This window comes from Chitinophaga caseinilytica (genome assembly GCF_038396765.1).
Classification (GTDB): domain Bacteria; phylum Bacteroidota; class Bacteroidia; order Chitinophagales; family Chitinophagaceae; genus Chitinophaga; species Chitinophaga caseinilytica.
The window spans coordinates 1,080,488-1,101,001 of the sequence record NZ_CP150096.1; the positions used below are offsets into that span (position 1 = coordinate 1,080,488).

23 protein-coding genes are annotated in these 20,514 nt (G+C 55.1%); 15 read left to right on the plus strand and 8 right to left on the minus strand.

Annotated features, from left to right (window positions below; all coding sequences use genetic code 11):
* Nucleotides 1-1,092: a mannose-1-phosphate guanylyltransferase gene (locus WJU22_RS04605; protein ID WP_341842089.1), complete on the plus strand. Its 1,092-nt coding sequence runs from the start codon at nt 1-3 to the stop codon at nt 1,090-1,092.
* 68 nt (nt 1,093-1,160) lie between these two features.
* Here WJU22_RS04605 and WJU22_RS04610 read toward each other — a convergent pair whose 3' ends face one another.
* The 3 genes from WJU22_RS04610 to WJU22_RS04620 all read right to left on the minus strand — a co-directional run bounded on the left by WJU22_RS04610 (nt 1,161) and on the right by WJU22_RS04620 (nt 4,053).
* A complete protein-coding gene (locus WJU22_RS04610; RefSeq protein ID WP_341842090.1) occupies nt 1,161-1,832 on the minus strand; it encodes a carbonic anhydrase family protein in 672 nt (223 codons plus the stop codon).
* 17 nt (nt 1,833-1,849) lie between these two features.
* Entirely contained in the window at nt 1,850-3,496 is a 1,647-nt protein-coding gene (locus WJU22_RS04615) for a SulP family inorganic anion transporter (RefSeq protein WP_341842091.1), read from the minus strand.
* A 257-nt stretch (nt 3,497-3,753) separates the two neighbouring features.
* On the minus strand, nt 3,754-4,053 hold the full coding sequence (locus WJU22_RS04620; protein ID WP_341842092.1) for a hypothetical protein: 300 nt from the start codon (nt 4,051-4,053) through the stop codon (nt 3,754-3,756).
* A gap of 366 nt (nt 4,054-4,419) precedes the next feature.
* Between WJU22_RS04620 and WJU22_RS04625 the strand changes: the two genes are divergently transcribed.
* The 4 genes from WJU22_RS04625 to WJU22_RS04640 all read left to right on the plus strand — a co-directional run bounded on the left by WJU22_RS04625 (nt 4,420) and on the right by WJU22_RS04640 (nt 9,875).
* The gene (locus tag WJU22_RS04625; RefSeq protein ID WP_341842093.1) at nt 4,420-4,761 is read left to right on the plus strand and encodes a PadR family transcriptional regulator; all 342 of its coding nucleotides are present in this window, start codon (nt 4,420-4,422) and stop codon (nt 4,759-4,761) included.
* Nucleotides 4,762-4,796: 35 nt separating this feature from the next.
* Nucleotides 4,797-6,569 (plus strand): PspC domain-containing protein, encoded by a 1,773-nt coding sequence (locus WJU22_RS04630; RefSeq protein WP_341842094.1) that lies wholly within the window; start codon nt 4,797-4,799, stop codon nt 6,567-6,569.
* Nucleotides 6,570-6,745: 176 nt separating this feature from the next.
* Nucleotides 6,746-8,872 (plus strand): ferrous iron transport protein B, encoded by a 2,127-nt coding sequence (gene feoB / locus WJU22_RS04635; protein ID WP_341842095.1) that lies wholly within the window; start codon nt 6,746-6,748, stop codon nt 8,870-8,872.
* A 112-nt stretch (nt 8,873-8,984) separates the two neighbouring features.
* The gene (locus WJU22_RS04640) at nt 8,985-9,875 is read left to right on the plus strand and encodes a M20/M25/M40 family metallo-hydrolase (protein WP_341842096.1); all 891 of its coding nucleotides are present in this window, start codon (nt 8,985-8,987) and stop codon (nt 9,873-9,875) included.
* Nucleotides 9,876-9,919: 44 nt separating this feature from the next.
* Here the strand turns inward: WJU22_RS04640 and WJU22_RS04645 are convergent, their stop codons facing one another.
* Complete coding sequence (locus WJU22_RS04645) at nt 9,920-11,353, minus strand: S41 family peptidase (RefSeq protein WP_341842097.1); 1,434 nt, start codon at nt 11,351-11,353, stop codon at nt 9,920-9,922.
* Nucleotides 11,354-11,416: 63 nt separating this feature from the next.
* Nucleotides 11,417-12,043: a DUF922 domain-containing protein gene (locus tag WJU22_RS04650; RefSeq protein ID WP_341842098.1), complete on the minus strand. Its 627-nt coding sequence runs from the start codon at nt 12,041-12,043 to the stop codon at nt 11,417-11,419.
* A gap of 119 nt (nt 12,044-12,162) precedes the next feature.
* Here WJU22_RS04650 and paaA point away from each other — a divergent pair, with 119 nt between their 5' ends.
* Genes paaA through nadD form a run of 5 tightly spaced genes read left to right on the plus strand, consistent with a single transcriptional unit; the run spans nt 12,163 to nt 15,403 of the window.
* Nucleotides 12,163-13,161, plus strand: a complete 999-nt coding sequence (gene paaA / locus WJU22_RS04655) for a 1,2-phenylacetyl-CoA epoxidase subunit PaaA (RefSeq protein WP_341842099.1) — start codon at nt 12,163-12,165, stop codon at nt 13,159-13,161.
* A gap of 19 nt (nt 13,162-13,180) precedes the next feature.
* A complete protein-coding gene (locus tag WJU22_RS04660; protein ID WP_341842100.1) occupies nt 13,181-13,567 on the plus strand; it encodes a hypothetical protein in 387 nt (128 codons plus the stop codon).
* Nucleotides 13,554-14,318, plus strand: coding sequence for a 1,2-phenylacetyl-CoA epoxidase subunit PaaC (gene paaC / locus WJU22_RS04665; RefSeq protein WP_341842101.1), 765 nt, complete (start codon nt 13,554-13,556; stop codon nt 14,316-14,318). The genes WJU22_RS04660 and paaC overlap by 14 nt, the downstream gene beginning before the upstream one ends.
* 2 nt (nt 14,319-14,320) lie before the next feature.
* Nucleotides 14,321-14,806 carry a 1,2-phenylacetyl-CoA epoxidase subunit PaaD gene (gene paaD / locus WJU22_RS04670; RefSeq protein WP_341842102.1) on the plus strand — a complete coding sequence of 162 codons (486 nt, stop codon included), beginning with the start codon at nt 14,321-14,323 and terminating at the stop codon, nt 14,804-14,806.
* A 27-nt stretch (nt 14,807-14,833) separates the two neighbouring features.
* Entirely contained in the window at nt 14,834-15,403 is a 570-nt protein-coding gene (gene nadD, locus WJU22_RS04675) for a nicotinate (nicotinamide) nucleotide adenylyltransferase (RefSeq protein WP_341842103.1), read from the plus strand.
* Between the two features lie 5 nt (nt 15,404-15,408).
* Here nadD and WJU22_RS04680 read toward each other — a convergent pair whose 3' ends face one another.
* Entirely contained in the window at nt 15,409-16,482 is a 1,074-nt protein-coding gene (locus tag WJU22_RS04680; RefSeq protein WP_341842104.1) for an AI-2E family transporter, read from the minus strand.
* Between the two features lie 212 nt (nt 16,483-16,694).
* Between WJU22_RS04680 and WJU22_RS04685 the strand changes: the two genes are divergently transcribed.
* From WJU22_RS04685 to WJU22_RS04695, 3 genes are read left to right on the plus strand one after another with little or no spacing between them, the layout of a single operon-like run.
* A complete protein-coding gene (locus tag WJU22_RS04685; protein ID WP_126249386.1) occupies nt 16,695-16,889 on the plus strand; it encodes a YtxH domain-containing protein in 195 nt (64 codons plus the stop codon).
* A 24-nt stretch (nt 16,890-16,913) separates the two neighbouring features.
* Nucleotides 16,914-17,324 carry a hypothetical protein gene (locus WJU22_RS04690; RefSeq protein WP_341842105.1) on the plus strand — a complete coding sequence of 137 codons (411 nt, stop codon included), beginning with the start codon at nt 16,914-16,916 and terminating at the stop codon, nt 17,322-17,324.
* A 17-nt stretch (nt 17,325-17,341) separates the two neighbouring features.
* Nucleotides 17,342-17,707, plus strand: a complete 366-nt coding sequence (locus WJU22_RS04695) for a hypothetical protein (RefSeq protein WP_341842106.1) — start codon at nt 17,342-17,344, stop codon at nt 17,705-17,707.
* 49 nt (nt 17,708-17,756) lie between these two features.
* Here WJU22_RS04695 and WJU22_RS04700 read toward each other — a convergent pair whose 3' ends face one another.
* On the minus strand, nt 17,757-18,782 hold the full coding sequence (locus WJU22_RS04700) for a radical SAM/SPASM domain-containing protein (protein ID WP_341842107.1): 1,026 nt from the start codon (nt 18,780-18,782) through the stop codon (nt 17,757-17,759).
* Between the two features lie 121 nt (nt 18,783-18,903).
* Here WJU22_RS04700 and WJU22_RS04705 point away from each other — a divergent pair, with 121 nt between their 5' ends.
* A complete protein-coding gene (locus WJU22_RS04705; RefSeq protein WP_341842108.1) occupies nt 18,904-19,671 on the plus strand; it encodes a glycoside hydrolase family 25 protein in 768 nt (255 codons plus the stop codon).
* Nucleotides 19,672-19,680: 9 nt separating this feature from the next.
* Nucleotides 19,681-19,932, plus strand: coding sequence for a hypothetical protein (locus tag WJU22_RS04710; protein WP_341842109.1), 252 nt, complete (start codon nt 19,681-19,683; stop codon nt 19,930-19,932).
* Nucleotides 19,933-19,936: 4 nt separating this feature from the next.
* On the opposite strand, the gene WJU22_RS04715 is transcribed toward WJU22_RS04710, so the two are convergent.
* On the minus strand, nt 19,937-20,488 hold the full coding sequence (locus WJU22_RS04715) for a CAP domain-containing protein (RefSeq protein WP_341842110.1): 552 nt from the start codon (nt 20,486-20,488) through the stop codon (nt 19,937-19,939).
* Nucleotides 20,489-20,514 lie beyond the last annotated feature (26 nt).

Below are 20,514 nucleotides of genomic sequence, written 5' to 3' on the forward strand. Positions count from 1 at the left end.
ATGACACCGTTGAATAACCATTTTTATGTGGCCATTATGGCCGGCGGAATCGGAAGCCGCTTCTGGCCTTACAGCCGCACGGATTATCCTAAACAGTTCCTGGATATCCTCAATACAGGCAAGACCCTCCTGCAGTGGACCTATGAACGGTTCACGCAGTTCATTCCGGAAGAAAACATTTACGTAGTAACTCACCATCACTACGCCGACACCGTGGCCAAGCAATTGCCCAACCTGCCGGTCGCAAACATCGTGAGCGAACCGTCGCGGAAAAATACCGCACCCTGTGTGGCATATATTTCCCACAAAATCCACAAGAAAGACCCCAAGGCCAGCATGATCTGCGCCCCGGCAGACCATCTCATCATGGACGCCACGTCTTTCACCAGCACTTGCCTCAACGCCCTCCTGTTCGCCCAGAAAAACAATGCCCTGCTCACCCTCGGCATCAAACCCACCCGGCCAGACACCGGCTACGGGTACATCCAGTACGAAACGGAACAGGTGGCAGACAATGTCTACAAGGTGAAAACCTTCACCGAAAAACCCAACCTGGAACTGGCCAAAACCTTCCTGAAAAGCGGCGACTTCCTCTGGAACGCCGGCATTTTCGTCTGGAACTCCAAATCCATCCTCCAGGCCCTGGCCGCTTACCTCCCCGAAATGGACGAGCTCTTCGTGCAATCGCACGGCGCGCTCAATACGGCAAAGGAAAAAGAAACCATCGAACGGATATACACCCAGTGCACCAACATTTCCATCGACTACGGTATCATGGAAAAAGCGGACAACGTGTACGTGATCCCCTCCAACTTCGGCTGGAGCGACCTCGGCACCTGGGCCTCGGCTTACGAAAACCTGGAGAAGGATTACCTCGGCAACGCAGTGCAAGGCAAGAACGTAATGGTGATAGACGCCACCAAATGCATGGTGAAAGCACCGAACGATAAGCTCGTGCTGCTGCAGGGGCTCGATGATATGATCGTGATCGACACCAACGATGTGCTGCTCATCTGCAAAAAACAAAACGAACAGCAGATCAAGGAATACGTGGCCGAAGTGAAGCGTCACAAGGGCGACAAATTCATGTAAAGGGATTTCACGTCAAGACATAAAAAAAGCCGGAAGCGACTGCTCTTCCGGCTTTTGACTTTTCAGGGTCAGGCGGTTTTTTCTACGACCTGCAGCGGTTTTCCGATCCGCTTCGTGTGTTCGTGAAAAGTAACTACACCTGTTTCGACATCATACATGGCTCCGATAATGCCTACTTCCCCGTTATCGATCATCTCTGCGAGAATGATGCTTTGCTCCAGAATGGCCTGCACCGAGCGGTCGGTGTGGATATTCGTAACGGCTTCCACGAATTCGTGGTTATTTGAATTTCTGTTTTCCGTGATGGTTTTCTCCTGGAATACGGCCGGGCGGATCTTGCCGAGCAGGCCGGTGAGGTTGCCCATTTCCACATGGTCGCACGCGCCTTTGATGGCACCGCAATGCGTATGGCCCAGCACCACGATGAATTTGGAACCAGCTACCTTGCAGGCGTATTCGAGGCTGCCCAGCACGTTGTCAGACACAACGGCGCCGGCGAGGCGGATGCTGAAAACATCGCCCAGGCCCTGGTCGAAGATGAGCTCCGCGGAAGTGCGGGAGTCCATACAGCTGACGATCGCCGCAACCGGCCACTGTCCTTCTTTCGTATCGTTGACCATTCCGAGCAGGTTGCGGTTGATGCGCAGGTTGCTCACGAAACGGTCGTTCCCCTCTTTGAGGATTTCCAGCGCCATTTCGGGCGTAGTATTGCTTTGGGAGAGTTTATTGTGTGTTCTCATTTTCCGGATCATTTTTTTTAGTTAACTGATAATTCTTTCAATAATTCCTTGTGGGTGCCTTGTGAGTGAGACACTACCACCTGTGGTTCTTTCTCTCCGTCCATGAAGAGATGGTCGGTATTATTCACCTTATATGCGTCTTTAAAACCGCGGAGCACAACCTTGATCTGCTTTTGCGGCGCCTTGATCTGCGCGAATTCACGGATGATGTCGAGCACGTCCTGGTCGATGTACAGCGTTTTGGCCGCGTCGATGATCACGGTGCTCTTGTCGGGCATTTTATCCAGCGTGAGCAGGATGTTGGCTTTGTTGAGGAAGGAAACTTCCTGCGTGAGCTCGAGCACGAACATATCGCCGGTGCGGTATTTTTCCTTGCGGAAGAAATACGGGCTTTTCATGTTGCCCCAGAGGAGGAACAGCACGCTCACGCCCAGGCCGATGGCCACGCCCACGAGCAGGTCGGTCATCACGATCGTTACCACGGTTACCACGAAGGGGATCCATTGGTATTTGCCCTTTGCGAACATCTGCTTGAAGATGGTGGGTTTGCACAGCTTGAAACCGGTTACCAGCAGCACGGCTGCGAGGGTCGACAGCGGGATCATGTTGAGCAGTGTGGGGATGAGGGCCGCACAAACGAGCAGCAGCAGGCCATGTGAGATGGTGGCGATCTTGGTGCGGCCGCCGGCGTTGATGTTGGCGGAGGAACGGACGATCACCGAAGTCACGGGCAGGCCGCCGATGAGGCCGCTGATCATGTTACCGAGGCCCTGGGCGCGCAGCTCGCGGTTGGGGTCTGAGTATCGTTTCAGCGGATCGAGCTTGTCTGTTGCCTCGAGGTTCAGCAAGGTCTCAATGGAAGCTACCACGGCGATGGTGATCGCAACGGTGATAACATCGGCATTGAGGATCTTGCTGAAGTCGGGCAATGTGAACTGGCCGGCGAATTCGCTTGCGGAAGCGGCAACGGGGAGCGAAACCAGGTGGCTTTGCTCCAGGGCCAGCGTGGAGCCGGTGGCGATAAACAGGGCATTGAGGCCGATACCGGCGAGCACGGCCACAAGCGGAGCCGGGATGGCTTTCAGTTTGGGGATTTTCTGCCAGTACAGCAGGATCGCGATGGAAATCGCGGTGATGATCACTGCCCCCAACTGTATATGATTAATGGTGCTCAGGATGGAGGTGAAAGTATTCTCCCCATCGTGTTGGATGAAAGCAAGTTCCCCTTCTGCATGCTCATCGTACCCGAAAGCATGGGGGATCTGTTTTAAGACGATGATGATACCGATAGCGGTGAGCATACCGGTAATAACGTTAGACGGAAAATAGTTGGCGATGACCCCCGCGCGGATGAGCCCGAGCAGGAACTGGATGGCGCCCGCCAGTACCACGGCGAGGAGGAACGCTTCGAAAGCGCCCAGTTTGCCGATGGCGGTGAGCACGATAGCGGTGAGGCCGGCGGCCGGGCCGCTGACGCTCAGATTGGAGCCGGAAAAGAAACCTACGACGATGCCACCCACGATACCCGCGATGAGGCCGGAAAACAGGGGCGCGCCGGAAGCCAGGGCGATGCCGAGGCAAAGGGGCACCGCGATCAGGAATACCACCAGCCCCGCAGAGAGGTCGCCTTTCATATTGGACGTAGCAGGAATTTGCTTGCTCATGTAGCGTTGATTTTATACGGAACAACGGCATCGCGCACACCGGCCGGGCTGCAGTCATTAAAGCCATGCCGGAATGTTGGTCGCCAGAACCGCGGGCCCGTTCCGATCACCACCGTACATCTACCGCCCGCGGAGCAGCACATGAACGGAAACGTCGAACAGCCTCAGGATGGCTTTGCAATGCGTCTTCCGTGGAGAGAAAATAAAAAATGAAAAGTCAAATGCGCCATGCCCGGAACGGGTGGCGCGAACGGCAATTAAGCAAGCACGTTCGGAGGAGGGGTCTGGATCTCCTGCACAGGACCGGCAGGAACGTCTTCCAATAAACGATAAGTGTAAGAAGTAAGGAACAATGCCGGGTCCATCGCGGTTTCATCATCACCATATTTATGGCAATTCAGATCGGCCAGCAGCTTCACGCCGCCTTTAGACCCGCAGCTCCCTTCCACGTGTTCCTCTACAATCTGGTTATTAAACAATAGTTTCCCCACTTCCTTGATAGGAAGCACCTGAATGCACATCAGGCTGATTAGGAAAACACTGATTAATTTTTTCATGAATTGAAAGTTTCACACTTCAATGTGGAGCAAAAATAACCCCGGCAATCCATAAATTCTATTTTTCCGGGTCAAAAAAATGTTAAATAACCGGTAAGCTGCTATAAATCTGCAACTTACGGTTTAATAATAGCCATATGGCCCATCCCGCCCATTTACCGTTCATCATTTTCCCTTCCTTCCCTCCCCTCCCCCAATTTCACCCATAAATCAAACTAAATCAATTAGATATACGAGAAAAACCGGTAATGTTCTTCGCCAGTTATTTTGTATTAAAGGGTATTGTGTATTGCATAGTAGTAAATTGTTTGTATCTTTGAATCGTCAAGCTGAAAGCATCAGCTCAACATCAAAAGCTCACTTGCCATGAATATAGACAACACACAATCACAGATGAGAAAAGGGGTGCTCGAATTCTGCATCCTGTCCATCATCAAGCAAGGCGAGGCTTACCCTTCAGACATTATCGAAAAAATGAAAGAAGCGAAGCTGGATATCCTGGAAGGGACGTTATATCCGCTTCTGACACGCCTCAAGAACGCGGAATTGCTCACCTACCGCTGGGTGGAAAGCAGCTCCGGCCCCCCGCGCAAATATTTCTCCATGACCGATAAAGGGGAATCCTTCTATAAAGTACTGGAGGCCACCTGGAACGAACTGGCCAACGCCGTTCACCAACTCACCCAGCAACCGGAATCAAATCAGTAAATACCCATCCAAAACCTAAAAACCAAGATTCAGAGATGAAAAAGATTATCAACATAAACCTCTCCAGCCGCCTGATTCCCATCGAGGACTCGGCCTACGAGCTGCTCAGGCAGTATCTGGACAGCCTGAAGCGATATTTCTCGCAGGAAGAGGGGGCAGACGAGATCGTGAGCGATATCGAAAGCCGCATCGCCGAAGTATTCCAGGATAAAATCCGCAAAGGCGCGCATTGCATTACCGACGAAGACGTGATCGAGATCAAGGCTTCCATGGGCACGCCCGAGCAATTCGGCGACGAGCAGCCCGCTAACGGCAACGCTTCATCTTCCCAATCGCAACAGCAAAGCCAGCAACAGGCGTTCGACCCGTATATCCGCCCCCGTAAACGCTTCTACCGCGATTCCGACCACAAGGTGATCGGCGGCGTTTGCTCCGGCCTCGCAGCTTATTTCCGCATGGACCCCGTGATCATGCGCATCCTCTTCGTCATCACAGCCCTTTTCTGGGGTGGCGGCATCCTCGTATACCTCATCCTCTGGTTTGCTACGCCCGAAGCGGACACCGCAGCCGAAAAACTGGAAATGCGGGGGGAGCGTGTAGACGTTAACAATATTAAAGCGACCGTTCAGGAAGAGATGAGCCAGATCCGCGCCCGCATGGAAAGAATGGGGGACGATGTGCGAAATTTTTCTACGGGCCGCGGGAAACAGTTCGGTAGAGATGCCGGTTCTGCGATAGAGTCGTTCTTCCGGGGGCTGGGTAACGCCATCGCCTGGATCGCCAAAGGGTTTTTCCTCTTCTTCGGCTTCGTACTGCTCTTCGTGTTGGTAGTGGGACTGATCGCCGCTGCCTCCTTTTCCGCGGTCCTGCTGCCGATCAAACACCTCATTTTCGCCGATGGCACCCAAACGATGCTTTTCTGGCCCACGGTTGCCCTGCTGATCGGCATCCCCATCCTCGGGCTCATCCTTTTCCTGGTGCGCAAGATCACCGGCAACCGGATGCCGAACAAATACGCAGGCATGACGCTCGGCTTCTTCTGGATCCTCGGCATCGTATGCGCCGTTTCCCTCGCCGTGTCCGTTTCCCGCGATTTCACGACCGAAAACGGGATCCGGGAAGAGCTCACCATCCAGCAGCCTTCCAACGGCAGGCTCATCATCTCCCGCGCCGATGAAATGCTCGATATCGACGACCACTTTATGTTCGACGATCATGTGCGCATCTCCGACGACACCGTGGTGATCGGGCACATCGTCATCAACATCGAAAAAAGCCTGGACGATAAATTCAGCGTGGCCGTAGCGAAGAAATCCAAAGGCCGCACCAGCGCCGAAGCCCGCAAACTGGCCGGCCAGATCCAGTTCCAGCTTTCCCAGCGCGATTCCGTCCTGTTCCTGCCCAGCGGATTTTCCATCCCCCGCGATTCAAAATACCGCCTCCAACGGGTTTACCTCACGGTATACGTTCCCTCCCGCAAGGAAGTGATCGTTGACCGGGACGCGCGCAACCACTTCATTTTCGACGGCTACCGCCGCGGCCGCTGGTGGGATGAAGGGCACGATTGGGACAGAAATGAGCGTATGGAGTTGAAAATGAACGAGAACGGTGACTGGGAAAGAAGGGAAGTACCGCCCACGCCCGACCGCCAGTTCCGCGACTCCCTCGACCGGAACTACCGCTACCAGGGCCCCGACCGCGAAAATCCGCAACCCGAAAGGAAAACGGATTCCGTTCAGCCCGCCAAAACAACCGCAGCGAACCGGTTCGTCGGTTTCCTGTTCAGCCTCCCGAAACCCATCGCATAAGATATAGCAATTCGTCACAATAAGTTTAGTTTCTAAAACCTGAGAGACCGCGGTGTTTACCGCGGTTTTTTCTTTTTCGGGAAGCGCCGCCTGTCCTATTTTTCCCGATCCGATCATTGCCCTCCCTATTTAATTGCTAGTTTTGCATATTCAAAAAACCGGAGGATCAGATAAGGATGAAGGCACCCATCAACATTGCGCTGGTCGGCAACCCGAACAGCGGCAAAAGCTCGCTCTTTAATGCGCTGACAGGATTAAACCAGAAAGTAGGCAACTTCCCCGGCGTTACCGTCGACAAAAAAACCGGCAGCGCCCGCATTTCGCCGACGCTGGAGGCGAACATCATCGACCTGCCCGGTACCTACTCCCTGTACCCGAAAAGTGCAGACGAATATGTGACGTACGACGTGCTCCTCCAACCCGATAATGCCGACCGCCCGGATATGGTCATCATCATCGCCGACGCGTCTAACCTCAAGCGCAACCTGCTTTTCTGCTCCCAGATCATAGACCTGAAAATGCCCGTGATCATCGGGCTCACCATGATGGACATCGCCAAGAAAAAAGGCATCGAGATCGATCTGGCCGGGCTGGAACGTGAGCTGGGCGTGCCTGTGGTAGCCATCAACCCGCGCAAGAACAAGGGCTTGCAACCCCTGAAAAAGAATATCGAGCTCGTGGCGCAGGAGAAATTCGTTGTCCCCGCCCGGGAATTCATCGAAAACCGTCTGCTCGCCCCGGCCGTGATAGACGGCGTGAAGCAGATTTTCCCCGTTTCCAGCGACTACGCGGCGCTGCACGTGGCTGCCAATCACGAAGAGCTGACTTTCATCCCCGAAGCCCGGCAACACGGCCTGCGCGAATTGCTGAAAGCGCAAAACTTCAACAAAACGAAAGTGCAGGCGGAAGAGATCATGCAGCGATACGCCCGCATCAAACATATCATGAACATCACGGTGGTGGAAACCGACCCCCTCCAGCAGCAACTCCAGACGGAAAGGATCGATAACATCCTCCTGCACCGCGTTTGGGGCTACCTCATCCTGCTGGGCGTGCTGTTCCTCCTTTTCCAAAGCATATTCTGGCTCGCCTCCTACCCCATGGACCTCATCGAAGCCGGCTTCGGCTCCCTGGGCGGTTGGCTGACGGGCGTGCTGCCAGACAATAACTGGACAGACCTGCTCGTGAACGGCATCGTGGCCGGCCTCGGCGGCATCGCGGTGTTCATTCCGCAGATCGCGATACTTTTCGGGTTGATCACCATCCTCGAAGATACCGGCTACATGGCCCGCATCAGCTTCCTCACAGACCGGCTCATGCGCCAGGTGGGGCTGAACGGGAAATCCGTCATGCCCCTCATTTCCGGTGTGGCCTGCGCCGTTCCCGCTATCATGGCCGCACGCAATATCGAGAACCGCAAAGAGCGCCTGATAACCATCATGATCACCCCGCTCATGAGCTGCTCGGCCAGGCTGCCCATTTATACGATCATGATCGCCCTCGTCATCCCCGACGTTCCGGTGCTCGGCATCTTCAACCTGCAGGGCCTCGCCATGATGGTACTGTACCTGCTCGGGTTCGTGATGGCGTTCCTCGTAGCCGCTGTCATGAAGCTTTTCATCAAAATCAAGGAGAAAAGCTACTTCATCATGGAACTCCCCGTGTACCGCGCCCCCCGCTGGAAGAACGTGGGCACCACCATGATCGAGAAAGCGAAAATATTTGTCACCGATGCGGGTAAAGTGATCATGGTGATCTCGGTAATATTGTGGGCCCTGGCGTCTTACGGTCCGTCGGGGAAAATGGACGCCGTCCACAAGGAATATGAAGCGCAGATCGCCGCTACGACAGACAGTGCCGCCATCGAACAACTGAACCGCGACTTCTCTTCCGCCAAACTCGCCAACAGCTACGCAGGGATTCTTGGTCACGCCATCGAACCGGTGGTGAAACCGCTGGGGTACGATTGGAAAATCGGCATCGCGCTGATCACCTCCTTCGCCGCGCGCGAAGTGTTCGTAGGTACCATGGCCACGCTGTACAGTGTGGGCGACACCGAAGACAGCGACGCTACGCTGCGCGAGAAAATGGCCATGGCCAAATGGCCCGACGGGCGGCCCGTGTATACCCTGGCCACGGGGCTTTCGCTCATGATCTTCTACGCTTTCGCCATGCAATGTATGAGTACGCTCGCCATCGTAAAACGCGAAACCAAAAGCTGGAAATACCCCGTTATCCAGTTCGTGTACATGACCCTGCTCGCGTACGTCTGCAGCTGGGGCGTGTTCCACCTTTTCCAGTAACAAAGCATCCGAATATAGTAAAGCCGGCGCCTTTTCGGGTAGCCGGCTTTTTTGTGTTAACTGCGCGGGTTTAGCTGGCGTTATTCCCTACATTTGGGTAAATACGAACCAGATGAAGACACTCCTGACCCTAATATGCTGCGCAGCATTGGCCCCGGCTGCCATGGCACAGGTGGATTCCGTTCAGTTGCTGAAAGACGTGGAAACCCTCAGCGCCGACAAGTTCATGGGCCGCCAGACGGGCTCCAAAGGCAACCGGATGGCGCAGTTTTACCTCCTCGATCGTTTCAAAAAAGCAGGCATCCAACCCTGGGAAGGCACTTACGAACAACCGTTCTATTTCACGAGCGGCGACAAGCGCATCATGGGCACTAACCTCTTCGGATATATCCCCGGCAAAACCGACAGCGTGATCGTCGTATCCGCACATTACGACCACGTGGGCGTGGGGCCCGGCAACGGGGCAGACAGTATTTTCAACGGGGCAGACGATAACGCGTCTGGCGTAGCGGCCATCCTGGGCATTGCGGCGTGGTTCGCCAAACATCCGCCGCGCCATACCCTTATTTTCGCGGCGTTCGACGGGGAAGAAATGGGGCTCCGCGGCGCGAGGGATTTCGTGTCGCGCCCGCCCGTTCCCCTCAAGAAGATCAAAGCCAATATCAATCTCGATATGGTCAGCCGCAATGGTAAAAATGAATTGTACGCCTGCGGAACGTTTCAGAACCCGCACCTCAAACCCGCCATCACCGCCGCCGCCGCCAATTCGAAGATCAAACTGCTCATGGGGCACGACCGGCCCGACGAAGGCAGCCAGAACTGGACGAACCAAAGCGACCAGGGCGCGTTTCACGCACAGCAGGTGCCGTTCATTTATTTCGGTGTGGAAGATCATGAAGATTACCACAAAGTCAGCGACGAATTCTCCCGCATCCAACCGTCGTTTTTTTACCAGGCGGCCAATACGATACTCGATGTCCTGAAACGGATCGACCAGGAATAAAGAAAAAGGCGCCGCATCGGGCGCCTTTTTTTATGCAGGAAATGTTAGTTCCGTTTCGGGAGCGGATCGATGAAGTGGCCGCTGTAGGCTTTGAAGCTCCGGCTCGTCGCGATTTTATCGATCGCCGTACGATAGCCTTCCGGCGCGGCTTTGCGGCCGGCGGGCGCATGCCCGAGCACGCGGGTAAGGGCTTTCGAAAGTAACGGTTCGTGGATATCGCCGAGGGTGCCGAGGCGCAGGCCCTCTTGGTAAACATCCTGCGGCAACGGGCGGAAGCCGCCGGTATAATCGCTCTGGTCGGCAGAATTGAACGCCTGCGAAACGATGGGTTGCATGCCCCATTTGTTGTTCCGGTCGTTTTCTTCATAGATCGAGATGGAACCGAGATTTTTTCCGACTGTGGTATCTCCCATCAAATACACTTCCATATAAGGCCGGAGGCCATTGATGATCAGCTCGCTGGCGGATGCGGTGCCGGATGACGTGAGCACGATGAAATTCGTCAGCTGGTTGCCGATATTGTTGGCTTCGTTCGTGAATTTCGACGTGACGATGGATTCGCCGTAGGCTTTGATGAGCGCATCGCGGTACGCATCGTTGAACTTGCGGTAGAAGAACGTTTTATTCGGATCGAGACCTTTGACGATGTTGCTGCCCAGGTTGATGGTGGAACGGGAATCGCCGCCGGGGTTGTAGCGCAGGTCGAGGATGAGGTGCTGCACACCGGCGCTTTTGAACCGGCCGAACACGGCATCCACCTGGTTGTCGTACGCATTGGTATTATCGCCTTTGTCTGGCGCGAAGAAATTATACACGAAATACCCGATCTTCTTCCCTTCGATGGTATACACGGAATCGAGGTACAGCGGGTTTTCCGCCAGTTCTACGACAGACAGCTGCACGGCGCGCGCATCGGTAAGACTGTCTTTCCCGTCAGACCCCGTTACCACTTTGCGGATGCCCAGGCTGTGGGGTTTGCCGAGCGCGTCCACGAACTTGTTCACTTCCGATTGCAGGCCGGTGTACCTGACGGGCTGGCCGTTGATATCCACGAAAACATCGCCCCGCACGATCCCCGCCGCTTCGGCCGGGCTTCCCTTCTTCACATATTCCACGATCCCCGCGAGGTAATACGGATTACCGCCCACGAGGAAAAGATCGTAATCGATCCCCGATTCCTGCGACACGCCGGAAAGGCTCGCCAGCAGCTCTTCAAAATTATCCTGGATCCAGGAGTACCGGTCTTCCGGGCGCTTCAGCAGCGAACTGAAAAACTCCGGCGGCGAAACCGTTCTGTCAGGATTAGCGGGGATGTTACCGGTCCAGTAATAGACCTCCTTCATGTTTTTGTAAATCCAGTCGTTCACATATTTGTTCTGGTTGGCGGTTCCCGGGTCGTCGGTTTTCCTGTCTTTCTTACAGGCGGAAAGTACGATACCTGCCGCGAGGCAGGCACAGAGCGTCTGGAGCTTGGTCATAAGTTGGGTTGATGGGTGATGTGCATAAAGATACGGAAACGGCGCGGAAGCGTTACCGCCGGCTCAGGGAAGTTGGGCGGGCATAACGCCTTCTTCGCGGAGGGCGCTGTGGATGCGCTGTTGCCAGCGTGCTTCGGCGATGCCGTTGGCGCCGTGGCGCGCTTCGTCGTCGAACGCTTCCTGGAGCTGGTTCATTTCCCGGAAAGATTCGAGGTATTCGTATTGGATGCGGCTGTCGTGATCATCGATCGTCAGCGGCATGGACAGTACTTTTTTCCGGAAACGTTCCGCTACGAGGCGGGTGATGTCGAAATGCAGCTGTTCGTGGACGAGGATGTGGCGGGACGGGGGCCGGGTGCGCGTCCAGGAGGCGGAGCGGACCCAGAACACCTGGAGCACGAGGTGAACTTCGAGGGTGTCGCGAAAGCGGCGGGTGGAGCCGTCGAACCCGAAGCTGGTGAAGCTGACGGCGTCTGACCGGGCCCCGAAGCCCGGGGACCCGCGGAAATCTTCGGCGGTGGCGTGGCGCTGGTGGTAGAAAAGCGTGTCGGACGAGGGGTCGAGCGGCCGCTGTTCCTCCGTGAATACGACCTTCAGTACTTCCGGCGGGCCCGGCGGCGCGGGGGCGTCGGGAGGCGGAGGCCAGGCGGCCCAGCCTGCGAAGAGGAAAAGGGCGGAAAAAGGGCGCATATTCCCTAAAGTTCGCAAATCAATTTGACTTCAAAAAATCCGGAAATCCGCTACGGGAAAGGAAATTGGTGGGTTCTGGGGAAATCAGTAATTTACGGTAGACCAAAACAATCACCATTATGTACGGTGGAGGATACATTTTCGACGAACCGAACAAACGGCAGTTGAAGGAAGAGCAATTGCACGACGACCCCGTTAAGCTGGCCGAATTCGAAGCCCGCATCGCAAGAGGGGAAAAGATCGAACCGGGCGACTGGATGCCTTCGGAATACAGAAGGCAGCTCATCCGGCTCATCGAACAGCACGCGCATTCCGAGATCATCGGCGCGCTGCCCGAGGGCACCTGGATCACCCGGGCGCCGGGCTTCAAGCGGAAACTGGCGCTCATCGCCAAAGTGCAGGATGAAATCGGCCACGGCCAATTGCTGTACAACGCCGCCGAAACCCTCGGCAAAAGCCGCGAAGCCATGATCAACGACCTGCTGAGCGGAAAATCCAAATATTCGAACGTTTTCAATTACCCGGCAGAAACCTGGGCGGATGTGACCGTGATCGGTTTCCTCATCGACGCGGCGGCCATCGTGAACCAGGTGGCCAACGCGAAAGGGTCTTACGGCCCGTATTGCCGCGCCCTGGAGCGCATCTGCTACGAAGAAAGCTTCCACCTGAAACAGGGGCACGATGCGTTCATCGAACTGGCGACCGGCACGCCGGCGCAGAAACAGATGCTGCAAGACGCGCTGAACCGCTGGTGGCAGCCCATCATGCACTTCTTTGGTCCGCCGGACAAGGCTTCCGTCCACAGCCAGAAACTCATGGAATGGAAAGTGAAAATGGCGAGCAACGACGATATGCGGAACCAGTTCCTCGACATGTACGTTCCCAAGATCCGCGAACTGGGCATGACGTTGCCCGATCCGGAACTGAAGAAAGACGAAACCACGGGGAAATGGAGCTATACCGATCCCGACTGGGACCTTTTCAAGAAAGTCATCAACGGCGGCGGCCCCTGCAACGCAGAGCGCCTGCAGGTGCGCCAGTGGGCCGAAGAGCACGGGCGATGGGTGCGCAAGGCGCTCATGAACCCGAACGCCGCGAAAGTAGCCCCCGTTGCCTAATTCACACAACCGCACAACTATGGACCAACCACATCATTCTTTAGACCCCCGCGTGAACCGGTTGCAACTCCTCGAATCCGGGGAACCGGTGGAAGTGCAGGAAGGCGAAAACTGGAATTCGTTCGAAGTGTTCCACCAGGAAAAACGCGGCGCGCACCACGAGCACGTTGGCTGCGTACACGCACCCAACGCCCAACTGGCCCTCGTTTTCGCCAAAGAACAGTTCGCCCGGCGGAAGAAATGCGTCAACCTCTGGGTGGTTCGCAGTTCCGACATCCTGGCGTTCAACGCCGAAGACGAAGACATGTTCGCCAACAATGCCGAAAAAACTTACCGCGATGCCAGCGGCTTCAAGGTGATGGAAAAAATCAACCAGTTCAAAAAATCCGCGAATGACAAAAAATGACGCCCTCGCCCGGATGCTCACCGCCATGGCCGACGATGCCCTGGTCCAGGGGCACCGGAACTCGGAATGGACGGGCCTCGGGCCCATCATGGAGGAAGATATCGCTTTCTCATCCATGGCGCAGGACAAGATCGGCCATGCATGGGCGTTGTACCGCATATTGCAGGAAGACCTCGGCGGCCAGGACCCCGACGCATTCGCGTTCCTCCGCAACGAAAAAGATTACAAATGCTGCCACTTCGTGGAGCATCCCAACGGGGAATACGATTTCAGCCTCATGCGCCATTTCCTGTTCGACCATGCGGAGGCCATCCGCTACCAGCAACTGCGCAACAGCTCGTTTGCGCCACTGCGCCCGCTGGCCGAAAAACTGAAAGGGGAGATCAAATACCACACCCTCCACGCCAACGCCTGGATCACACAGCTTTGCCGCGCCGGCGAAGAAAGCTATGCCCGCATGCAATCCGCCCTCAACACCTGCTTCCCCCTCGCCCTCGGCATGTTTGAGCCGGACGAAGCCGCCGAAGCGATCTTGATGGCCGAAGGCGTTTATGCCGGAGAAAAACAGTTGAAGGAAATGTGGGTAGACAGGATCTATAACCTCTGCGCCGCCGCGGGGCTCAACCTGCCGGCGGAAGATGCCGTAACGCCCGTGTATGGCGGCCGGAAAGGGTATCATACCGAATATTTACAACCCCTGCTGGAAGAAATGGGCGCCGTTTTCCGCTCAGACCCGCAGGCCATTTGGTAATTATGACGATCAGTGAATCAGATATTTATAAAGCCCTGGAACAGGTGATGGACCCGGAAATCCCCGTGCTGTCCGTCATTGACCTGGGTATGATCACCGGGGTGAGCCTGGAGGAGGAAGGGGTCCGTGTGAAGATGGTCCCTACCTTCTCCGCCTGCCCCGCGGTAGATTATATCAAACAGAACATCCGCACGGTGCTGGAAAAGGCGCTCGATACGAAAGTGACGGTGGAGATCGACCGGGAAGCCACCTGGAACAGCGACCGCATGGCCGCCGGAGCGCATGAAAAGCTGAAGAACTTCGGGATTGCGCCGCCGCAGATGCGGCAGGGGGAAGAACATGCGGAGATCGAGCTGCACACGGCCTGTCCGCACTGCGATTCGGAAAACACTTACCTCCGCTCCCCTTTCGGCTCTACGTTGTGCAGGGCCATTCACTATTGCCGCAATTGCGGATATGTTTTCGAGCATTTCAAACCGCTCGGGTAAAATGGCATTTTCTTGTATATTGCCGGTATGAAAATCGGTTTATACTTCGGGTCCTTCAATCCCGTGCACACCGGCCATATGATCATCGCCAATTACATGGCGTACAATACTGACCTGGACAAGGTTTGGATGGTGGTGTCTCCCCACAATCCCCTGAAGGAATCCGCATCCCTGCTGAACGAGCATCACCGGCTGCATCTTACCGAGATGGCGGTAGACGGTGAGCAGAAATTGCGCGTCACCAACATCGAGTTCACGCTCCCGCGGCCTTCTTTCACCATCGATACCCTCACCTATCTCACCGAAAAATTCCCCACGCAGCAATTCGCCGTGATCATGGGGAGCGATAGTTTCCAGAATATTCCGCGGTGGAAGAATTACCGGCAGCTGCTCGATAATTACGAGATATATATCTATAACCGACCCGGCCATCCGGTCACCGATACTTTCGGCGGCAAATGCAAAATCGTGGACGCGCCGATGCTGGATTTGTCGAGCAGCCGGATCAGGGCGCTCATCAAAGAAGGAAAAAGCGCCCGGTACATGGTGCCGGACGCTGTGTGGAAATATATCCAGGAGAATAATTACTATAAATAGGCGGGCTATTCCTCTTTCTTCATCACTTTCTCTTTCGCCTGATGCGATTTCACGATTTTCACTTCGCGCTTCTTGACGAGGTATTCGTTGGAATAGATGCGGATGAGGACGATGAAGAGCGAGATGAGCAGCGGCCCGAAGATCAATCCCACGAAACCGAATAAGCTCACCCCGATGATCACGCCGAAGATGGTGATGAGTGGATGCACGTCCCCGATCTTTTTGGCGAGCAGCATGCGGAAGAGATTATCGCAGGTACCGACCACCCCGAACCCGTATGCCAGCACCGCGATACCCTGCCAGGTGTTGCCGATGGCGAGGAGATAAATCCCCATCGGAACGTAGACGGCCGCCGCCCCGATCACGGGGAGCATGGCCGTGAAGCTCGTTACCACGAACCAGAATACCGGCTCCGGCACCCCGAACAGCAAATACCCGATCAAAGACACGACACCCTGAATGAGCGCGATGAGCGGAATGCCGATGGCGTTGCTGATCACCATGTTTTTCATCTCACGGGCGAGCAGTTCCACGTTCTCGTCTTTCAGCGGAATGTATTCGTAGAGCGCTTCTTCCATTTCGCGGGCGTTCACCAGCATGAAGTACAAAATAAAGTACAGCATGGCCACGGCGGTGAGGGTGTTGAACGTGGCGCCGAGGAATCCCGGCAGCACATTGGTGATATATTCCTGCAATTTGGCCAGCCGCCCTTCCGCCATAATATTGATGCCCGTGGCCGATTCCAGTTTCCCGTTCATGGTTTTGAGCCCGGCAATCAGCTCGGTCGAGTGGCTGATGGCCCATCCTATCTTGGAAGTGAGCATGTTCACCAGCAGGCCGATGGGGAGGAGGAAGACGAGAAACGAGAGGATCATGATTACCGCGGCGGCCCAGGGGCGTTTCCATTTGCGGTTTTCCACGAGGCGGAACATCCAGCGGCGGGAAAGAACGTAGAGGGTCACGGCGCCGAGGAAACCGGGGAAAAATGCATACAGTTCCTTGAACAGGATAATGCCAAGGAATGCGATGATCAGGAGGAAAGCGATCTGTTTCAGCCGGTCGTTGTCGATGTAACTCATATATAATCGGGGGTGTTTTTCAAACCTACGGCATTTTGGCAGTACTGCAAAGTCTGCCGCCATGGGGAATTATGCAATAATAATGCTGATTTAACCAAATTGCCGGATGGTGTGAACAATTGTGGAACAAATTTTGTAACCTTAAAGCAAATTGGAGCATAGGCACCCCAGCTCCAGGGAACCCGATTTCTTCACTAAAAAACGCTTAGACCATGAGCAGAAATTCAAAAGCAGTCGTTTCTTTCATCGTGGGCGCCGCCGTGGGCGTGGCCGTTGGTTATTTCCTCAACTCCGATAAGAAAGAGGAATGGGTAGGTAAACTGAAATACCAGGCAGACAAGCTGAAGGATAAATTCCGCAACAAAAAGCAACAGCTCGAAGACGCCCTCGAAAACGAATTAACCTAAGCCCCGGCGCTTAAAAAACATTGCATGGAAGATAACTTTTCCAACTACTTCTCGGAAACCGGCAAGGTGGCCAAGGATTACCTTGAAACCCGGCTGGCAATTATCAAACTGCAGGCTGCAGGAAAGCTGTCGAAAGCGATGGGACTGTTCTTCTCGCTCATCATGGCTTTCCTGCTGTTTTTCTTCGTAGTGGTATTTCTCGGGATGGTACTGGGCTTTTGGATCGGCGAAAAAACCGGCAGCATGACCCTCGGGTTTTCCTGCGCGGCAGGCGCTTTCGTGCTCCTGTTCGTTGTATTGCTCATCGCCCGCAAATCCCTCATCCAGCGCCCGCTCGCCAATATGCTGGCGGCCGAGCTGGTTGAAGAGATCGAAGAAATGGAAGAACGCGCGGAAGAAAGAAAAGAAGCAAGAAAACAGGCCGCGAATGATTAATCACTACTCCCTCCACCATGGCGAAAATTAAAATCAAAGACATCGAAATGCTCGACCGTGAGGTGGAACGCCTCAAGCGCAGGAGCCGCCGGCTGGAAGAAGAGCTGGGCGCGCGGGCAGACCATCTCCGCGATAATTACCGCTCCATGGCCATGAACGCCGTGGTACCCGGTATCGCGAACAGCGGATTCCTGGGCGTGGTAGGCGGCATCGCCAAAACGGCCTTTAAATCCGGCGCCGGCAAATCGATGCTGAACAGCGTGCTCATCGGCGCGCTCGAATTCATCGGCGTAAAGCTGGGCATTAAGCTGGTAGACAAAATCCGGAACAGAAGACACCGGAGAAAAAGAAATTCGGCAGATCCCGAGGCCGACGGGGAATAATTTCCCCGCCCCTATGCCCGACGCTCCCCTTTCAATTTTTATGTGAGGATCAGCCCCAGACCTGGGTGCCCTCGCTGCAGTTCGCGCAAATATCGATATGCTTCCTGCCCTTGATAATCTGGGTGCGGAAGTTGACGTATTGCTCGTTGTGCCAAAGGGTCTTGAAATTCGTCTGCTTCAGGTCGCCGAGGCGGTGCGTGGCATCTTTGTCGAAACAACAGGGCACCACTAGGCCGTCCCAGGTAATTACGGGCGAATGCCAGAGGCGCCAGCAATGGTCTTCCATCTTGTTTTTGATGGTATAAGTACCGTCGTCGTTCTTTTTGTAGCGGGAATATTTATCGATCGTGGGGATAAGGCGGTTGCCTTCTTCATAATCGTACACCTGCGCGGTCTTGAACCGTACTTCATCCACCCCTACTTCCGCCGCCAGCTTCTTCACTTCTTCGATCTGGTGCTCGTTGGGCTTCACGACGAGGAACTGGAAGAACACGAAAGGCTTCTTGGAATTCAATTCCTTTTTCCATTTCACGATATTCTTCGCCCCGGCGATCACCTTGTCCAGATGCCCACCCACCCGGTATTGCGTGTATACGTCCTGGGTGGTGCCGTCGATGGAAATGATGAGCCTGTCCAGCCCGGATTCCACCGTTTTCTTCGCGTTCGCGTCGGTCAGATAGTGGGCGTTGGTGGAGGTGGCGGTATATATTCCTTTGGAAGACGCGTATTTTACCATGTCGAGGAACGCGGTATTGAGGTACGGTTCTCCCTGGAAATAGAAGATGAGGTACATGAGGTCTTTGTGCAGCTCGTCTATCGTTTGCCGGAAAAACTGGTTGTCGAGCATGCCGGTGGGGCGGGTGAAGGCCCTGAGCCCGCTGGGGCATTCCGGACAGCGGAGGTTGCACGAAGTGGTGGGCTCGAAGGAGATCGAGATGGGATAACCCCATTGGATGGGCTTCCTGCGCAGTTTGCTATAGTAAAAGCTACCCAATACTTTCCCCGCGTTCCAGGCTCTGCGGAGCGTGAACTTGGACAGGAAATTGAGCGCGTCGTTGATATTCGGTTTCGGCATAATAGGGGCCCGTTTGGCCGTTAAAAATACGACAACCAAACGGGTTTCATGCAAGCTTGCGAAAATTGACCTATACTTGCTGCTGATTTTACAGGAACAACCGATAAGAATATCCCAAACATTGGCTAAAAAGAACCGGAAACGCCTGCGCGCGTTTTTCCTGATCGTTTCAGTGCTGACGCTGGCCGCTACCGCCGGCGTATGGTGGCTCCTCCGGCAACAAGGGCCCGCAAACTTCGTGAGGTACGAAGAATTCGGGATAGACATTCCCGTCAATTACTCCGTGCACGGCATCGATATCTCCAAGTTCCAGGGGAACGTGAACTGGCGCGCCGTAAAGCAGATGGAAGTCGAGAACATCAAAATCTCTTTTGCTTTCATCAAAGCCACGGAAGGCATCACCCGGCAAGACGCCACCTTCCGCCGCAACTGGGAAAAAGCCCGCGACGCCGGGGTCATCCGCGGCGCCTATCACTTCTTCTACTCCACCCGCGACCCCCTCAAGCAAGCGATCAACTTTAAAAATGTGGTCCAGCTGGAGTCGGGAGACCTGCCCCCGGTGCTCGACATCGAGGTGCACAACAACCAGTCGCCCGCCGTCATCCGCAGCACGGCCCGCATCTGGCTCGAGGAAATGGAAAAGGCTTACGGCGTAAAACCGATCATCTATACCAATATCCACTTTTACGAAACATATCTCGGCAAGGAATTCGACGATTACCCGCTCTGGGTGGCGCATTATTACCAGAAGGAACGGCCGCGGAGCGCGCGCAACTGGGTGTTCTGGCAGCATTCCGACATCGGGAGGGTGAACGGGATCCGGACGATGGTGGATTTCAACGTATTCCGCGGCGACAGTGCCGCGCTGCGAAAACTCTGCATTCCGTAACTTTAATACATGGAAGACGATTCCCGCAATCAGTTCGACTGGCAGTTGATGAAGTTCCTTATCAAGATCATGAGGACCGTTTTCTACGGTATGTTCTGGCTGATGATCAATATTTTTTTCGGGTTGTACCTTGGGTGGGCAGACCCGGAAGTGTCTACCCCGCTGCTCATGGGCATTTTCTACACCTGGCTGGTGCTGAGTGCCGTTGGGTTCGTGTACTTGTTGTGGCGCATGTGGCGGAAAAAGATGCCGCCGCCATGATGGGCTAGCGGCCGGCGGGCGCGGCAAAAACCTGCGTCCAGAGGTCGGCGGTGCGGCCCACGCCCATTTCCCGGAAATTGGCGCTCATGAGGTTCTTGCAGTGGCCGGGGCTGTTCAGCCAACCGTTCACGACTTCCGCTTCGGACTTAGGGCCGGAAGCGATATTTTCTCCCCACCAGTTATAGTTGTAACCGGCTGCGGTGATGCGCTGAGAAGGCGTAGCGCCGGTCGGGCTATTGTGCGAAAAGTATTTGCGGTCGAGCATGTCTTTACTATGCTTGGCTGCGGCGAGCTCCAGCAGGGTGTTCCAGGCCACGGGCGAAACCGGGGGCATCCAGGTGTCTCCACATTGGCAGCCTTTGGCGCGTGCGGAATTGACGAGCTGGAGCACGAGGTCTTTGTTCGCGCGGTTTTCGACCACTACGGCCGTGGGCGGATCGCCGGGCTTTTCGGGCCCGGGGGCTTCCGGTTGCACGGCGTCATCTTTGGAGCAGGCGGTCAGCAACAGGCATGCCGCAGCATATACAGGTATATAACGGACCAGTTTCGGTAACATAATTCCCAGTTTGAATTGTTCGGTAC

What these genes read in the sequence shown, in the direction of transcription:
- WJU22_RS04625 (WP_341842093.1), top strand. Translation starts at nt 4,420, where the DNA reads ATGAATATAGACAACACACAATCACAGATGAGAAAAGGGGTGCTCGAA.
- WJU22_RS04715 (WP_341842110.1), bottom strand. Translation starts at nt 20,488, where the DNA reads ATGTTACCGAAACTGGTCCGTTATATACCTGTATATGCTGCGGCATGC.
- nadD (WP_341842103.1), top strand. Translation starts at nt 14,834, where the DNA reads ATGAAAATCGGTTTATACTTCGGGTCCTTCAATCCCGTGCACACCGGC.
- paaA (WP_341842099.1), top strand. Translation starts at nt 12,163, where the DNA reads ATGTACGGTGGAGGATACATTTTCGACGAACCGAACAAACGGCAGTTG.
- WJU22_RS04700 (WP_341842107.1), bottom strand. Translation starts at nt 18,782, where the DNA reads ATGCCGAAACCGAATATCAACGACGCGCTCAATTTCCTGTCCAAGTTC.
- WJU22_RS04680 (WP_341842104.1), bottom strand. Translation starts at nt 16,482, where the DNA reads ATGAGTTACATCGACAACGACCGGCTGAAACAGATCGCTTTCCTCCTG.
- WJU22_RS04620 (WP_341842092.1), bottom strand. Translation starts at nt 4,053, where the DNA reads ATGAAAAAATTAATCAGTGTTTTCCTAATCAGCCTGATGTGCATTCAG.
- WJU22_RS04695 (WP_341842106.1), top strand. Translation starts at nt 17,342, where the DNA reads ATGGCGAAAATTAAAATCAAAGACATCGAAATGCTCGACCGTGAGGTG.
- WJU22_RS04710 (WP_341842109.1), top strand. Translation starts at nt 19,681, where the DNA reads ATGGAAGACGATTCCCGCAATCAGTTCGACTGGCAGTTGATGAAGTTC.
- WJU22_RS04660 (WP_341842100.1), top strand. Translation starts at nt 13,181, where the DNA reads ATGGACCAACCACATCATTCTTTAGACCCCCGCGTGAACCGGTTGCAA.
- WJU22_RS04685 (WP_126249386.1), top strand. Translation starts at nt 16,695, where the DNA reads ATGAGCAGAAATTCAAAAGCAGTCGTTTCTTTCATCGTGGGCGCCGCC.
- WJU22_RS04615 (WP_341842091.1), bottom strand. Translation starts at nt 3,496, where the DNA reads ATGAGCAAGCAAATTCCTGCTACGTCCAATATGAAAGGCGACCTCTCT.
- WJU22_RS04630 (WP_341842094.1), top strand. Translation starts at nt 4,797, where the DNA reads ATGAAAAAGATTATCAACATAAACCTCTCCAGCCGCCTGATTCCCATC.
- WJU22_RS04640 (WP_341842096.1), top strand. Translation starts at nt 8,985, where the DNA reads ATGAAGACACTCCTGACCCTAATATGCTGCGCAGCATTGGCCCCGGCT.
- WJU22_RS04645 (WP_341842097.1), bottom strand. Translation starts at nt 11,353, where the DNA reads ATGACCAAGCTCCAGACGCTCTGTGCCTGCCTCGCGGCAGGTATCGTA.
- paaD (WP_341842102.1), top strand. Translation starts at nt 14,321, where the DNA reads ATGACGATCAGTGAATCAGATATTTATAAAGCCCTGGAACAGGTGATG.
- feoB (WP_341842095.1), top strand. Translation starts at nt 6,746, where the DNA reads ATGAAGGCACCCATCAACATTGCGCTGGTCGGCAACCCGAACAGCGGC.
- WJU22_RS04610 (WP_341842090.1), bottom strand. Translation starts at nt 1,832, where the DNA reads ATGAGAACACACAATAAACTCTCCCAAAGCAATACTACGCCCGAAATG.
- WJU22_RS04650 (WP_341842098.1), bottom strand. Translation starts at nt 12,043, where the DNA reads ATGCGCCCTTTTTCCGCCCTTTTCCTCTTCGCAGGCTGGGCCGCCTGG.
- paaC (WP_341842101.1), top strand. Translation starts at nt 13,554, where the DNA reads ATGACAAAAAATGACGCCCTCGCCCGGATGCTCACCGCCATGGCCGAC.
- WJU22_RS04690 (WP_341842105.1), top strand. Translation starts at nt 16,914, where the DNA reads ATGGAAGATAACTTTTCCAACTACTTCTCGGAAACCGGCAAGGTGGCC.
- WJU22_RS04605 (WP_341842089.1), top strand. Translation starts at nt 1, where the DNA reads ATGACACCGTTGAATAACCATTTTTATGTGGCCATTATGGCCGGCGGA.